The following is a 15,170-nucleotide window of genomic DNA, read 5'->3' as shown; positions in this document are numbered from 1 at the left end:
ACGCCCGCGCTTCGCGGCCAGACGGCCGCTCCACGTCGCCGGGTCCGGCGGCAGCATAGCAACCCCGGTGGGCGCGCGTGGCGCCTTGCCAATGAGTTGGCAGTTTTCCATCCATTTGGAGAGACGGCCTCCCGGCCAGCGGGCTCAGCGGCTGCCAGAGCGGACGGCGCGCGGCGCCGCCGATGCCGCCGCGCGTGACGCGGCTCTCACAGAGATCGAGGAAGGCATCGATGCACGTCCGGCGTATGCGAAGATGCCCGCGACGCCGCCAGACGGCGCCCTGGAACGGCCGCGTTCGAGGAGCGGAACATCGAGGGAGCTCGATGATCTGTCCGGTCTGTCGGCGCGGTTGCTATCATCGAGCCCGTGCACCTCGAGTTCATCGGCGCCGCCCAGACCGTCACCGGATCCATGCACCTCCTGAGGACGCGTGACGCGACCGTCCTGCTCGACTGCGGCCTCTACCAGGGCCGCCGCGCCGAGTCGTTCGAGCGCAACCGCCACCTCCCTCTCCCCATCCACGAGATCGACGCCGTCGTCCTCTCCCACGCGCACATCGATCACTCCGGCGCCCTGCCGATCCTCGTGAAGAACGGCTATGAGGGCCCCATCTACGCGACCCCGGCGACGCGCGATCTCGCGGCCGTGATGCTGCGCGACGCCGCCGCGATCCAGGTCTCCGACGCGCGCTACCTCAACCGCCGCGCCGAGAAGCAGGGGAGCGACGAGCCGCGCGTCGAGCCGCTCTACGAAGACGACGACGCTGTCGAGGCGATCTCCCGCTTGGTCGCCGCGCCCTACCACCACCCGATCGAGATCGCGCCGGGCGTACGGCTCACCTTCCTCGACGCGGGCCACGTGCTCGGCAGCGCCGTCTCGCTGCTCGACGTCGTGGAGGGCGATGCCCACAGGCGCGTCGCGTACACGGGCGATCTCGGCCGCTACGAGCGCCCGATCCTGCGCGATCCCGAGGTCGCCGAGCGCGCGGACGTGCTCGTCTGCGAGAGCACCTACGGCGATCGCCTGCACGAGGGGACCGACGAGCTCGACGAGGATCTCGCGCGCGTCGTCCGGCGGACCTCCGAGCGGGGCGGCAAGCTCTACATTCCCACGTTCGCGCTCGAGCGCGCGCAGGAGGTGATCTTCGCGCTCAAGAAGCTCCGCCGGCACGGCCGCATCCCGCCGCTGCCGGTCTACGTCGACTCGCCGCTCACGGTGAAGCTGACCGACGTCTTCCGGCTCCACCCCGAGTGCTTCGACGTCGAGACGCGCGCGCTCCTCCGCGGCTCAGGATCGCCCTTCGATTTCGAGGATCTTCGCTACGTCGAGGACGTCGCGGGCTCGAAGGCGATCGACGCCGAGCCCGAGCCCTCGATCGTCATCGCGGCCAGCGGCATGTGCGAGGCGGGGAGGATCCTCCACCACCTGAAGGCCGGGATCGAGGACCCGAAGAACACGATCCTCATCGTCGGTTATCAGGCGCAGCACACGCTCGGCCGGCGGCTCGTGGAGGGACGATCGCGGGTGAGGATCTTCGGCGTGGAGCGGGACCGTCGGGCCGAGGTCGTGGTCCTGAACGGCTTCAGCGCGCACGCCGATCAGGGCGACCTGCTCCGCTACGCGGACCGCTGCCGCGAGCGCGGCCCGCTCGGCAAGATCGCGCTCGTCCACGGCGAGCCGCGGGCGCAGGAGGTCCTCGCGAAGATGCTCCGCGCGCGCGGGCACGGCGAGGTCGTCATCCCGGCGCCCGGTGATCTCCTGGAGATCGCCTGACCGGTCGTGGCCGGTGATCGTGGCCGTGCTGCGCCCTGCGGTGTGAGCCGCGGGCGTGCCCGGGTCGCCCGCCGAACACCGGCACCTCATCCGGAATGCTGCTGTCGGGGAAGGGACGGTGGAGGCGGCGGGCGTGCTGGGGTCCTCGTTCACGATCGGTACGGAGACGCCGTCTGGTGCCGCTCCGGGTATCGCCACGTACTTCAGTAGGCCCCCTTCGGCTCGAGGCCCAGCATGTGCTGGCCTACCATCGTGGACACGGCGTCCCAGTTGAGCGTGATGTGCTGCGCGATCGCGTTGCCGTCTCGCCACATCCGCTGGATGGGTTGACCGAGCGCCAAGCTGCTGCCACCGACGCACGAGAACAACGACTGAATGGCGGCGTGCGACAGCTTCGCCGCGTAGGCGTGGCCTCGCCGGTTGCGGATGCGCTTCTCGACGCTCACGGACCTCCCCTGGGCTGCTGTCAGCTCCACCTCGGTGATGTCGCGGTCGAGGACGAGCCTCGCCGCGTCCACGGCGGCGGCGGCGTCGGCCAGGCGCGACTGGACATGAGCGAACTGGCTCAGGAGCGCCCCCGCGCCCCCGATGCCGCCGCGCGTGAGGCGGTTCTCACAGAGATCGATGAAGGCGTCGATGGCGCCTTGGGCGGTACCCAGGAGCGGGGCCACGAGGCAGACGGGGATCGCCGAGAGGAAGGAGATGCTGTAGATACGGTTGGGGTTCACCGCGGCCCCGGGAGGCGCACCGGACGCGGCCTCCGCGAAGGTGAGCTTCCGATGACCCGGGACGAAGGTCGGCTTGTCGATGACCACGGTCTTGGACCCGGTGCCAGCTTGAGCCGCGACGTACCAGTCGTCCTCGATCGACCAGTCGGAGCGGGGCGCGAGCAAGAAGCCGGCGCTGGGGGCGGCGTCGCTCTCCTTCGGGAGCTGGACGCCCAGCATGGCCCATTGTGAGTTGTCGATGTTCGAGGCGAAGCGCCACTTGCCCTGGATCAGGTACCCGCCATCCACCGCCTGCGCTGAGGTGACGGGCGAGTAGGAGCCGCACAGGATGGCCCGGGGACTTTCCCTCCACACGTCGTCCTGCGCCTGCGCCGGGAACAATCCGAGCAGCCACTGGTGGATGGCCCCGAGCGAGCACGCCCAGGCGGACGAGGTGCAGCCCCGCCCGATCTCGCTGATCACGTCGAGCAGCGCGGTGAAGCCGTACTCATAGCCGCCGTAGCGAGCCGGCTGCATCAGCCGGAAGAAGCCAGCGTGATGGAAGAGCTGGTTCGTTTCCTCCGAGACGCGGCGCTCGATCTCCGTCTGCTGGGCCCGCTCGCGGAGGCGAGGGACGAGCTCGCGCGCAGTGGAGACCAGGCTCTCGAGCGACGGCGCGTCGGCGGCGGGGCTGATCCGACCGGGGGCCTTCATGGCCACGGTTCTGATCGAGGAGTGTTCGAGACTCATAGGTTATGCCTCGCGGGGCGAAGATTGGCCGGCTGGCGCGACCCGATCGGCGCGGCCAGGGGCACGCGCGTCGGCGCGACGAATCGGGCCGACATCGAAGCGAACACGAAGAGCGCTGACGACCTCGCCCCTGCAGCCAGGCCAGCGGCTGCATGGATGGCCGCACGCGCGGCCGTCGTGGCAGGGCGGAGCCGACGGCGCGCGCGCTGCGCCCTCTGGGGCCTCGGGGGAACTGGCAGCGCCGCGGATCGGCGCGGATCGCCGCGAGGCGGGACGCCGCGCTGGCGCCGCCACGCTTAGGATCACGTCCAGAGTATGCGAAGATGCCCGCGACGGCGCCAGAGGGCGCCCTGGAACGGCCGCGTTCGAGGAGTGGAACGTTGAGGGAGCCCGATGATCTGTCCGGTCTGTCGATGTTCGTGCGCATCGTCGAGGAAGGCTCGCTCAGCGCGGCCGGCCGGGCGCTCGGGCTGCCCAAGGCGACCCTCAGCCGCAACCTCGCGCTGCTGGAGAAGCGGCTCGGCGCGCCGCTGCTGATCCGCTCCACGCGCGCGCTCAGCCTGACGGATACGGGCAGGCGCTTCTTCGACAAGGTCCAGCCCATCGTTCAAGAGGCGCAGCAGGCGACCGCCGAGGTCAAGAGCCTCCATGCGGCTCCCTCCGGGCTGCTGCGCGTCACCGCGCCCGTCGCCTATGGCCAGGCGGCGATCGCGCCCCGCCTGCTCTCGTTCATGAGGCGTTATCCGGCGGTCCGCATCGACCTGCATCTCCATGACGGGCGCGTCAACCTGGTCAACGGCGGCTACGACCTCGCCATCCGGATGGGGGCGATCGAGGACAGCGAGCTGATCAGCCACAAGCTGGCCGACGTCACCATGGTCATCGTCGCCTCGCCGAGCTGGCTGGAGCATCACGACATGCCCCGGAGGCCAGCCGACCTCGCCCAGCACGCCGCCGTCGTCACGCGGCCGGATATCGTGCAGTGGAAAGTCGGCGGGGAGACCGTGCGCGTCCCCTGGCGCATGAGCACCGGCAACATGATCGTCACGCGGGACGCCGCGAGGGCCGGGCTGGGCATCGCTTTCATGCCCGAGTTCCTCGTGTTGCGTGACCTGGAACGAGGAACGCTGGTACGCCTGCTCCCCGACGTCGAGCTGCCGGTGATTCAAGCGACGGCGCTGTACACCCGCGCCGCCAGCCAATCGGTCGCGCTGCGCACCTTGCTCGACGACCTCCTGGCCAGCCGACCCATCGAGGTCGACGCCGCGCCGTCGTGACCCTGCGCGGGCGCGGGTGGTACCCCCTCTGCTGCGACATGCGATGTCGGTACACCGGCCTTGTATCAGGTGGGGTGGAGACGAACGAGCCGGCGGCCTTCAGAACCGATCTGCCAGCGTGAGCTGCGGGTGCTGCGCCGGGAAGAGCACCGGGACGAGCCGGGCGGCGTCTCCGGTAAGCCGGAGCTTCCCCGCGTCGCACACCTCCAGCGGCGCGTCCGAGCCGAGGAGGAGCCGCGCCACCGCCCAGCCGCCGCCGACCGCGCTGCGCGCCCCGGCGGCGCTGCGCCCGCGGGCGACCTCGACGCGGCCGCGGTCGAGGCGGAGCGTCGCCGTCTCCTCGGGGCTGGCGAGGGTGAGCGCGCCGCGGTAGCCCGCCAGCTCGGACGCGGCGAGCCGGGCCGAGAGCTCCGGCGCCATCGCCGCGAGGCATCCCAGGAGGTCGACGACCCGGACCATCGCGGCGCCGTTGGCCGCATACCGCTGCTCGTAGCGGCTGTTCAGCGTCCGGAGCCGCGCGGCGAGCGCCGAACGGTAGGGGAGCGTGTCGAAGCGGAGCTCGGGAAGCGCCTTCCGCCGGCAGAGGGCCCCGAGCGCCGAGAGCGCCGCGTCCGGCGCGCCGGTCGCCTCGGCGCACACGAGGCGGAGCCTGCCCGCCTCGACGACGACATGCCCTTCGGGGCGCTCTCGATCGGCGCCCCAGCACCAGGCCTCGACGTCCTTGCGCATGCCGCTCCACGAGCGCAGAAAGGTTGGCCGCACCGCCGTGCCGGTGAGGCCGGCGTTCCACCGGTTGTGCAGCCGCATAAGCCCCGGCGTGGGCGCCGCGGGGATCCGGCGCAGGCCGCGCAGCCGAGGCAGCGTGGCCGGGAGGTCGGCGAGCTTCACGCGCCACCGCGACTCGGGCCAGGCCGGCACATAGCCGAACCGGTGGTAGAAGTCGTCGATCCCGAACAGGATCGAGAGGTGATAGCCGCGGGCGCGCATGCGGTCGAGGCTGTGCGGAGCCGTGCGGGCCATGAGCCCTTTCCCGCGGTGGGCCGCCTCGGTGGCCACCGCGCCGATGCCGCCGCAGCGCACCTCCGCCCGACCGATCCGCATCCGGTAACCCCACACGCCCCAGTGCGTGACCATCGCGTCACCGAGGAACCCGATGACCGAGGCGTCCCAGTCATAGTGGCTGTGGTTCACGTACCAGGCGGCGCAGTCGGCGCGGAAGCTCGCGTAATTGCCAAAGGTGCGCGCCGCGATCTCGATCACCGCCGTCGCGTCGGCGACCGGAGCGGGGGAGCGGACGGTGAGGGACGGAGTCTTCAGGAGCGTACCCGCCATCGGTAGGAGTGGTTCGCCCACGGCGTGGGATCGAGCATGGTCCCTCGTATCCGGACCCCGCCGACCCTGTCCAAGTTTCTGACGCCGCGGCGCTACCCCTCCGGCTCGCGCTCCGGCCCCAGCCCGTGCCGGTGGAGCAGGCGGTACAGGTACCGCCGATCCAGCCCCGCGGCGGCCGCGGCCCGCGAGACCTTGCCGTCAACCCTTCGATGGATTGGCGAACAACCCTTCTCCGGAGACGTGGTTCCCATCGAAGAGCTCAGAAGAACCCGATCGGGCCCGGCGACCAGGGGAACTCCACGGCCTCGCCGACCGCGGGCGGCGCGACGCGGCGGAGCCTCCCGTCGCGCCACGCCAGGATGACGAGCCCCGGATCCTCGAGCGGCGCGCCCAGGTCGACCTCGAGACGCACGGGCCTCCCGTCCGCGACCTCGGCGACCCGGATCGTGGCGCCGCACTGGCCGACCTCGTAGCCCGCGGCGATCGGCGAGGACGGCGCGCGATAGAGGGTCTCGAACGCACCGGTCAGCATCGTCCCGTCGATGCGCCCCAGGGAGAACGAGGACGGGCCTGTGCGCGTGAGGCGGTGCGTGCCCTTGTTCATCGAGAGGATCGACCAGCAGGAGAACGAATCGGGCGACTCCAGGGCGCGGATCGCCTGAGGGTACAAGGACGCCATCGGATCCGAGGCGGCGGCGATGAAGACCCGCTTGCGGGGCGGCGCCTCGATCTCCGCGCTGCGGGCGATGTCCTCGAGCTTGCGCGCGATATCGATGCTCGACGACGTGGCGGCGAGGAACAGGAGCGGCGCGATCCCGAGGTGCACGGCGGCGAGGAACCCGGTGCCGGCGCGGCGGGGCCATGACGCGGCCCCGGGCGAGGGGGCGCGGCGCAGCCCGCGCAGGACGACGACGGCGAGGAGCGGCGCGATCCCGAGGCCCGGCATCAGCAGCAGGCGCGACCCGGGGAAGCCCCCGAGGCTCGTGAAGAACGCGAGGAGCGCCCCGGGGACGAGCCAGCGCAAGGCGGCCCGCTCGCGCTCGGGGACCGCGGGGAGGCATGCGCGGTAGAGGAGGGCGACGCCGGCGGCCGCCGCGAGCCCGACCGCGATGAAGGGGAGCTTGGGGAGCGGGACGGAGAGATCCGCGGGCACGGCCACGAGGGCGCCGCCGATCAGGATGGGCAGCCGCTCCGCCGCAGCGGCCACGAAGGCGAGGGGGCTGTTGAGCGGGTCGATATACCCGCCGGTATGCGCGGCGCCGCCGCCGAACGCCTTGTACGCGGCGAAGTACACGAGGAGGCCGAGCGCCGGGAGCACGCTGGACACCCGGGCGCGAAGGCCATCTGCGCGGCCCGGCGGCACGGGACCGGCGAGCTGATAGGCGATCCAGTACGCCGCCCCGCCGAGCGCCGCCTCGCCGCCGAGGAGCCCGATCCCGAGCCCGAGCGGGCCCAGGTACCGCCCGGGCCGCCACCCTTCCTCGCGGTAGCGGAGATAGGCGAGGAGCCCGAGCACCACCGGGAGCGCCGCGAGCAGCAGGTGCTGGCACGCGATCCAGCCGACCGGGTGAACGTGGTTCCCGCTGATCGCGAAGATCAGCGTGGCGAGCGCCGCGGTCGCGCCCGGGAGCACCCGCAGGAACAGCCTGCCGACGGCGGCGACCAGGGCGACGTAGAGCCCGATCGAGACAAGGTGGTACCCGAGCGGGGCGTGGCCGAAGACCGCGCGCTCCAGCGTGAACAGCGCGCTCGCCAGGGGGCGGACAAGGTGGATCCTGAGCTCCGGATCGGTCCACCACGGCAGCCCGGAGATGGAGACGGCAGCCCGTGTCTCCTCCGGAACGCCGGGGAAGAAGTTGTAGAGATCGTACCAGGGAGGCGAGCCAGGGATCAGCTTCGCGAGGTAACAGAGCAGGATGTAGTCATCGGCATAGAAGGCGATCGCCACCGTGGGCAGCGCCAGGGCGAGCGCGAGGAGCAAGACAGCCGTGAAGAAGCGAGGGTGGCTGAGCCACCGCGCGAAGCGATCGGAAGGATCCGGTTTCATTCGGGCTCACAACGTAGGGTAGGTCGCGCGCGCCGTGTAGAGCCCCTGGAAACAGCGCATCCGGGCGGGTGAGGGCGAGGCCCGTGGCTATGCCCGGACGGCCGTCAGCGCATCTCGGCGGCGGCGCCGCGGATGAGCTGCAGGAGGTCGCGCCGCATCTCGCCGTTCACCGTGTGGCCGACGCCAGGGTAGCTCACCAGCCTCGCCTTGACGCCGCGTCCCTCGAGCGCCGCGATCGCGTCGCGCGTCGGGCCGATGGGGACGCGCCGGTCATCCTCGCCGTGCAGCGCGACGAGCGCTGGAGCCGCCGCGCCTGCGCCGGGCAGCACCGCCGAGGGGACCCAGCCGCCCATGGGGAAGGCGGCGCCGACCACGCCCGGGTGGTGCAGGGCGAGCGCGAACGTGAGCGCGCCGCCCTGGGAGAAGCCGGTCACGATGGCCTTTCCCCGCGTCGGCCGCTCGGCGGCGACCCGCTCGATCGTCGCCGCGAGCGCGGCGGCCGCGCGCAAGATGCCCTGTCCCACCTCATCGCTCGCGAGCGCCTGCTGGAGCGGAAACCACGAGTAGCCGCCGCCGTACGGCGTGAGCCCGCGCGGCACGATGAGGCGCACCTTGACGTCGGCGCCCGACAGCAGACCCGTGAACGACTCGGGCCTGTCGCCGAGCCCGTGAATCGCGACGACCAGGGGGAGCGCCTCGCTCCGGTCCGCGCCGCCCGTGATCTCTTCGAGGTACTCGACCGCGGCGGCGGGGACCGCCGCGCTCGCGGCCGGCGCGGCGGGAGGCGCCTGCTGCCCGGTGCCCGCAGCGCCGCCCCCGGTCGGGGCTGCCCGTCGCTCGCACGCGGCGAGCGAGACGAGCGACGCGAGCGCCAGCGCAGACCAGGCGTAGCAGCGGCGGAGGCGAGAGGGGCGCATCGAGGAGATGCTTGCTGAAGCCGCCGCTCGGCAGCAACAGCGAACTTCCCGGCGGCGACACCGCACCGACTCGGCAGGATTGGCCAGCCATCGAGATCTCCTGCCATGGCCGGCATGCATGGGAGATCACACACACGAGCAAGGAGAGTTTTGGGTGCCGTTGGATTTGTCTGCTCCAGGGCGATCGTCGCGCACCTGCCCATGAACCAAATTTTTTTTGGGTTGTTAGTAAAGTGTATTTCCTACATAACTGGATCTCGCAGCTTGGCTTAGAGCGAACGAAACCTCTTGTCGCCAGGCAGCCGATGGTCGGCGCGTCGCGTCGTTGCTCCGCGTCGCCCTGCTTCAGCAGGGCGCCTCGTGGCACACGGCGCTGCGCCCACCGTCGGCTGCCTGGTGCAGTCCGGATTTGTTCGGAGCCTTTCTTCAGGAGAGGTCGGCGACCTCACTGGCTTATCGATTGACCACCTCGTCGCGGTAGCGGCCGAGGTGAGTCTCCTGCGTACACAATCGATCTGCTCATCAGGAGAGCTCGATGATCTCACTGGCTTGTCGATTGACCGCCTTCCCGCGGTGGCGGCGGCTGCTCGGCGCGCAGCTGAGCGTGGCCGCGCTCCTGATCTCGGGGTGTACGGGCGCCGTGGGTGATCCGCGGGAAGGCGACGGGGATGGCGTCATTCCCGGCGCGCCGACTGGGCCCGAGGTCGCAGAGCGCAGCATGTTTCCGCGGCTGACCCACACGCAGTGGGAGAACACGGTGCGCGACCTCCTGCGCCTCGACGACCGGCCCGGCCTCTCGGCGTCGTTCACGAGCGACCCGCTCGGCGGCGTGTTCGACAACAACGAGGCTGCGCTCCTTGTGACGCCGGGCCTATGGGGCGATTACCAGCGCGCCGCCGAGGAGCTCGCGGCGATGGTGACCGCCGACCAAGGCAAGCTCGGTCGGATCGTGCCCGCGGACCTGCCGGACGCGCCGGAGGCGCGGGCGCAGGCGTTCGTCGAGCGGTTCGGCGAGCGGGCGTTCCGGCGGCCGCTCACGGACGAGGAGCGGGACGCGTACGTCGCGCTGTTCCACCGCGGCGAGGAGCTCTTCGAGGGCGAAGACCCGTTCGCCGCGGGCGTCCGCGCGGCGCTCGAGGCGTTTCTGCAGTCCCCCCATTTCATCTACCGCGTCGAGATCGGCGCCGGGCCGGCGGAGGGCGGGCTCATCCCGCTCGGCGGACACGAGATCGCGACCAGGCTCGCCTATACCCTGTGGAACACGATGCCCTCCGACGCGCTCCTCGAGGCGGCGAAGGCGGGCGAGCTCTCGACCCGCGACGCCGTCCGCGCCTACGCCGGGGGGATGCTCGACGACCTGCGCGCCCGCGAGGTCGTCGGCGCGTTCCACCGGCAGCTCTACGACTACGAGCAGTACCACGACCTCAACAAGGATCAGGCGCTCTACCCCGAGTTCGTCCCCGAGATGGGCGACGACATGCAGCGCGAGGCGGAGCTCTTCGTGGATCACGTCGTCTTCGACGAGGAGGGCGGGCTCACCGACCTGCTCACCGCGCGCACCGCGTTCGTGAACGATCACCTCGCCGCGGTCTACGGCGTCGAGGGTGACTTCTCGGACGAGTTCAAGCGCGTGGAGCTCGACGAGGGGGAGCGCTCGGGGCTGCTCACGCGCCTCGGCTTCCTCGCGGCCAAGGCGACGGCGCGGCAGCCGGACTCGATCCACCGCGGCGTCTTCGTGAACCTCAGGATCCTCTGCGCCACGCTGCCGCCGCCGCCCGACGACGCGACCTCGCTGCCGCCGGGCGAGCTCGCGACCAACCGCGAGCGCGTCGAGGCGCACACGGGCAAGGGGACGTGCGGCGCGTCGTGCCACGGGCTGCTGATCAACCCCGCCGGGTTCGCCTTCGAGCATTACGACGCGATCGGCAAGTACCGCGCGACCGACAACGGCGCGCCCGTCAACTCCGCGGACGTCTACACGCTCGGCGGCCAGCCGAGGAGCTACGCGGATGCGGTCGAGTTCAGCCGGCTCCTCGCCGAGAGCAGCGAGGCGCACGGGTGCTACGCGGAGCGCTGGCTCGAGTTCACCCACGGCCGCGGCGCGCGCGCGGAAGACCGGGCGCTCGTCGAGGAGCTCGGCGAGGCGTCGCGCGGCGGCGCCTCGACCAAGGAGCTCATCGTCCGGATCGTCTCCTCCACTCCCTTCCTCGCTCGCGTTCCCACGGAGGCGCCATGATCACCCGACGACGTGTGCTTCGAGGCCTGTTCGGCGTCACGGTGGCGCTCCCGTTCCTGGAGACGTTCGCGCCGCGCCGCGCCGCGGCCGGCGAGGGGGACGCGCCGCCCTTCGCGATCTTCATGCGCCAGGCCAACGGCGTCGCGCAACAGGTCGGCGATGAGCCGGAGATGTTCTGGCCCAGCGCGCCGGGCCCGCTGACCGCCGAGTCGATGGCCGCGGACGCCGATCGGGCGGTCAGCGAGCTCAAGGACTACGCGAGCCAGCTGATCCTGGTACGCGGCGTCCGCTTCGCGTTCCCGGGCAACGGCTGCGGCCACTCCGGCGGCGGCAACCAGTGCCTGACGGCCGCGCAGGTGTCGGAGGATCCGGCGGGCAACGAGTCGCTGGCGATGGGCGAGTCGATCGACAACCGCATCGCGACCGAGCTCAACCCGGCGGGCGTCGAGCCGCTGACGCTCTACGCAGGCAGGAAGTCCGGTTACATCAACGAGGTGCTCTCGTACCGCGGGCCGAAGCAGCTGCGCGCCGCCGAGCGCGACCCGTACAAGGCGTACCAGAAGCTCTTCGGGCTCGCCGAGGTGGACGCCGCGGCCGCGAAGGCGCTGGCCGCGCGCCGCGCCAGCGTGAACGACCTGGTCCGGGAGCAGATGCAGGCGCTGATGCGCCGGACGGACCTCAGCCAGGGCGACCGCGAGCGGCTGCAGCTCCACTTCGACAGCATCCGCGACCTCGAGGTCGGGCTCGCCTGCGCGCTCCCGCCGGAGCGGGTCGCGGAGATGGAGGCGATCTCCCCGGACGTCGGCAGATCCGAGAACGTGGAGACCGTCGCCCGCATGCAGATGGACATCATCGCGCTCGCGATGGCGTGCGGCGCGACGCGCGCGGCGACCCTGCAGGTCGGCGACGGCAACGACGGGACCGAGTACACGATCCACGGCGTGCGGCAGAAGAGCTACCACAAGATCTCTCACCGCATCGACGGCGACGGCGAAGTCGGCCCGCCGATCGAGGGCGCGCAGGAGCTGCACCACCAGATCGACCGGATCCACGCGCGGATCTTCAAGCACCTGCTCGACAGGCTCTCGTCCTACGATCTCGGCTCGGGGACGCTCCTCGATCGCGGCGTGGCCGTGTGGCTCAACGACAATGCCGACAAGTACCACTCCTACTCCAGGGTCCCGTTCATCCTCGCCGGCGGCGCCGCGGGTTACCTGAAGACCGGCCAGTTCATCGACCAGCGGGTCACCAACAACAAGCTGCTCAACACGATCGGCGCGGCCGTCGGCTGCACGAACGGCCAGGGCGGCCCGCTCGATAACTTCGGCGACGAGAGCCTCGAAGGCGGGCTAGTCGACGCAATCGTTGCCTGAGAGAGGAGCTCGGGTAGCTCGGGACGGGGAGGGGCGGGTCAGCCGAGGAGCTCGACCGCGACCTCGATGGTGGCCTTCTCTCCGTTGGGGCCGCGGAGCACGTCGACCTTCACCTTGTCGCCCGGCTTCTTGCCGTCGAGCGCCTGGTACAGCCCGTCGTAGTCCGTGACGGGCGTGCCGTCGATCCCCACGATCACGTCGCCAAGGACGATCCCGCGGTCGCCCTCGGAGAGGCCGCGCATGCCCGCCTTGTCGGCGGGGCCGCCCGGGACGACGGTCATGATGATGAGGCCGCGAATGCCGTTGCGCCGCTCGAGGCGGCGGGACTGATCGAGCTGGATGCCGAGGCCGACCTGCTCGGCCTTCCCGGTCCGGATGATCTGCGGGACGATCCGCGCGATCGTCGTCGACGGCACGGCGAAGCCGATGCCGGCGGAGCTGCCGCTCTTCGAGAAGATCATCGTGTTCATCCCGATGAGGTGCCCGCTCGAGTCGAGCAGCGGGCCGCCGGAGTTGCCGGGGTTGATCGCGGCGTCCGTCTGGATCATGTCGCGGATGGTCACCTCGCCCACGCCCTGGACCTGGCGCCCGAGCGCGCTGATGATGCCGGTCGTCAGCGTGTGATCGAGGCCGAACGGGTTGCCGATCGCGATCGCCTTCTGCCCGACCTCGAGCGGCTCGCGCAGGGGCGCGACCTGGATCGGCTTCAGCATGTCCTTGGGGGCGTCGATCTTGATGACCGCGATGTCCTTGCGCGGCTCGACGCCGACGAGCTTCGCCGGGAACGTCTTCTCCCCCTGGAGCCGGACGACGAGCGACTGCGCGCCGGCCACGACGTGGTAGTTCGTGACGATGTGCCCGTCGGCGTCCCAGACGAAGCCGGAGCCCGAGCCCGCGGGCACCTCGACGGCGGTACCCCAGAAGCGGTCCACCACGAGCCGCTGCTGCGTCACGAACACCGTCGAGGGCGCGACGTCGCGGAACACGGCGATCGAGTTGCGCTCGTCCTCGATGAGCGCGCCCTTCGAGGGCGGGACGGGCGGCGGCGTCGTGTCGATCGTCGCCGACGTCGCCGGCGCGTCGGGGACCTTGGTCGCGTCGGGCGACGGGCCGCTGGGGCCGGGCTTCCCCTTACATCCGACGGAGGCGGCGAGCGCGGCGACGACGAGGACGGCAGGGAGTCGAGCGTGTCTGCGGTGGCGCATGCGGCGCAATCTAGCTTGCGATCGGCAAGGCGTCTCCCCTGCGGCGCGCCGTCGGCCTGCGCGGCGGCGCGGCAGTCTGCCGCGCGCAATGAATGCGCGGAACCGATGCGCGAACCGGCGCGCGAACCGACGCGCGGAACCGATGCGCAGGACGGTCGCGCTCCGGCATCGGCGCGCGTCGGCGCCGGAGCGGATCCTGGGATGCAAAAGGGCGAAGTTGCGGTAGAGGTGGCCCTGACGGATGAAGCCCATGACGCCCTCAGCAACGAAATTCCAGACGACCCCCCCTGTCGCGAAGGAGCCCGTCAAGGTGCTCCTGCTCGAGAACATCCACCAGAGCGCGCACGAGCTGTTCCGGTCGCGATCGTTCGAGATCGAGACGCGGAGCTCCGCGCTGAAGGAAGACGAGCTCATCGCCGCGCTCGCTGGCGTGGACATGCTCGGCATCCGGAGCAAGACGCACGTCACCGCGCGCGTGCTGGAGAAGGCGGACAAGCTGCTCTCCATCGGGTGCTTCTGCATCGGCACGAACCAGGTCGACCTCGATGCGGCGAACCGGCGCGGGGTGCCGGTGTTCAACGCGCCGTTCAGCAACACGCGCAGCGTCGCCGAGATGATCATCGGCGAGGCCATCATGCTGGCCCGGCAGCTCGGGGACAGGTCGCGCGAGGTGCACGCGGGCACATGGAAGAAGGTCTCGAAGGCCTGCTACGAGATCCGCGGCAAGACCATCGGCCTCATCGGCTACGGCCACATCGGCCAGCAGCTCGGCGTGCTCGCCGAGGCGATGGGGATGCGCGTTGTCTACTACGACATCGCCCAGAAGCTCCCGATGGGCAACAACCGCGCGCTGCCGACGCTGGAGGCGCTGCTCGCCGAGTCGGATTTCGTCTCGCTCCACGTGCCGGCCACGTCGGAGACGCACAACATGATCGGCGCCGCCGAGCTCGCGCACATGCGCAAGGGCGCGTACCTGCTCAACGCGAGCCGCGGTTCGGTCGTCGTGATCCCGGCGCTGGCCGAGGCGCTGAAGAGCGGCCACCTCGCGGGCGCGGCGATCGACGTCTACCCGGAGGAGCCGGAGTCGAACTCTGACGGCTTCCTGACCGAGCTGCAGAAGCTCCCGAACGTGATCCTGACGCCGCACATCGGCGGCTCGACCGAGGAGGCGCAGGAGGCGATCGGCCGCGAGGTGTCGCGCGCGCTGACGCAGTTCGTGACCACCGGGGCGACGACGGGCGCGGTGAACTTCCCGAACGTCGAGCTCCCGCCGCTCAAGGCCACGCACCGCATCCTCAACGTCCACCGCAACGTGCCTGGCGTGCTCCGCGACGTGAACCGCATCGTGTCGGACGTGAACGCCAACATCGACAGCCAGGTCCTGTCGACGGACGCCAACATCGGTTACCTCATCATGGACCTGTCGCAGGACGTGTCCGCCGAGGTGAGCCGGCGCATCGGGGCGCTGGAGACCAGCCTCCGCACCCGCGTGCTCTACTGAACGTGCGTCCGGCCGGGGCGCCGCCGCGCCCCGGCCGGAGTCCCCGGCCCCG

11 protein-coding genes are annotated in these 15,170 nt (G+C 71.1%); 5 read left to right on the top strand and 6 right to left on the bottom strand.

Features of this window, described 5'->3' with window-relative positions; translation table 11 throughout:
- Positions 1-366: 366 nt before the first annotated feature.
- The gene (locus WMF46_RS22685; protein ID WP_437910623.1) at positions 367-1,773 is read left to right on the top strand and encodes an MBL fold metallo-hydrolase RNA specificity domain-containing protein; all 1,407 of its coding nucleotides are present in this window, start codon (positions 367-369) and stop codon (positions 1,771-1,773) included.
- Positions 1,774-1,976: 203 nt separating this feature from the next.
- On the opposite strand, the gene WMF46_RS22680 is transcribed toward WMF46_RS22685, so the two are convergent.
- On the bottom strand, positions 1,977-3,230 hold the full coding sequence (locus tag WMF46_RS22680) for an acyl-CoA dehydrogenase family protein (RefSeq protein WP_437987498.1): 1,254 nt from the start codon (positions 3,228-3,230) through the stop codon (positions 1,977-1,979).
- A gap of 413 nt (positions 3,231-3,643) precedes the next feature.
- On the opposite strand from WMF46_RS22680, the gene WMF46_RS22675 reads away from it, so the two are divergent.
- Complete coding sequence (locus tag WMF46_RS22675) at positions 3,644-4,507, top strand: LysR family transcriptional regulator (protein ID WP_437987497.1); 864 nt, start codon at positions 3,644-3,646, stop codon at positions 4,505-4,507.
- A gap of 99 nt (positions 4,508-4,606) precedes the next feature.
- On the opposite strand, the gene WMF46_RS22670 is transcribed toward WMF46_RS22675, so the two are convergent.
- The 4 genes from WMF46_RS22670 to WMF46_RS22655 all read right to left on the bottom strand — a co-directional run bounded on the left by WMF46_RS22670 (position 4,607) and on the right by WMF46_RS22655 (position 8,803).
- On the bottom strand, positions 4,607-5,839 hold the full coding sequence (locus WMF46_RS22670) for a GNAT family N-acetyltransferase (protein WP_437987496.1): 1,233 nt from the start codon (positions 5,837-5,839) through the stop codon (positions 4,607-4,609).
- Positions 5,840-5,931: 92 nt separating this feature from the next.
- The gene (locus WMF46_RS22665) at positions 5,932-6,090 is read right to left on the bottom strand and encodes a hypothetical protein (protein WP_437987495.1); all 159 of its coding nucleotides are present in this window, start codon (positions 6,088-6,090) and stop codon (positions 5,932-5,934) included.
- Between the two features lie 8 nt (positions 6,091-6,098).
- Entirely contained in the window at positions 6,099-7,886 is a 1,788-nt protein-coding gene (locus tag WMF46_RS22660) for a hypothetical protein (protein WP_437987494.1), read from the bottom strand.
- A 104-nt stretch (positions 7,887-7,990) separates the two neighbouring features.
- On the bottom strand, positions 7,991-8,803 hold the full coding sequence (locus WMF46_RS22655) for an alpha/beta hydrolase (RefSeq protein WP_437987493.1): 813 nt from the start codon (positions 8,801-8,803) through the stop codon (positions 7,991-7,993).
- A 535-nt stretch (positions 8,804-9,338) separates the two neighbouring features.
- On the opposite strand from WMF46_RS22655, the gene WMF46_RS22650 reads away from it, so the two are divergent.
- Both WMF46_RS22650 and WMF46_RS22645 read left to right on the top strand, forming a co-directional pair.
- Complete coding sequence (locus WMF46_RS22650) at positions 9,339-11,039, top strand: DUF1592 domain-containing protein (RefSeq protein ID WP_437987492.1); 1,701 nt, start codon at positions 9,339-9,341, stop codon at positions 11,037-11,039.
- A complete protein-coding gene (locus WMF46_RS22645; RefSeq protein ID WP_437987491.1) occupies positions 11,036-12,412 on the top strand; it encodes a DUF1552 domain-containing protein in 1,377 nt (458 codons plus the stop codon). Before WMF46_RS22650 ends, WMF46_RS22645 begins: the two co-directional genes overlap by 4 nt.
- A 38-nt stretch (positions 12,413-12,450) precedes the next feature.
- On the opposite strand, the gene WMF46_RS22640 is transcribed toward WMF46_RS22645, so the two are convergent.
- Positions 12,451-13,617 (bottom strand): S1C family serine protease, encoded by a 1,167-nt coding sequence (locus WMF46_RS22640; protein WP_437987490.1) that lies wholly within the window; start codon positions 13,615-13,617, stop codon positions 12,451-12,453.
- Between the two features lie 241 nt (positions 13,618-13,858).
- Between WMF46_RS22640 and serA the strand changes: the two genes are divergently transcribed.
- The gene (serA, locus tag WMF46_RS22635) at positions 13,859-15,118 is read left to right on the top strand and encodes a phosphoglycerate dehydrogenase (RefSeq protein WP_437719020.1); all 1,260 of its coding nucleotides are present in this window, start codon (positions 13,859-13,861) and stop codon (positions 15,116-15,118) included.
- Positions 15,119-15,170 lie beyond the last annotated feature (52 nt).

Source organism: Sorangium sp. So ce117, assembly GCF_051524395.1.
Lineage (GTDB): Bacteria > Myxococcota_A > Polyangia > Polyangiales > Polyangiaceae > Sorangium > Sorangium cellulosum_B.
The sequence above is the reverse complement of the archived record's forward strand: the minus strand, read 5'-3'. Positions and strand labels throughout refer to the sequence as shown.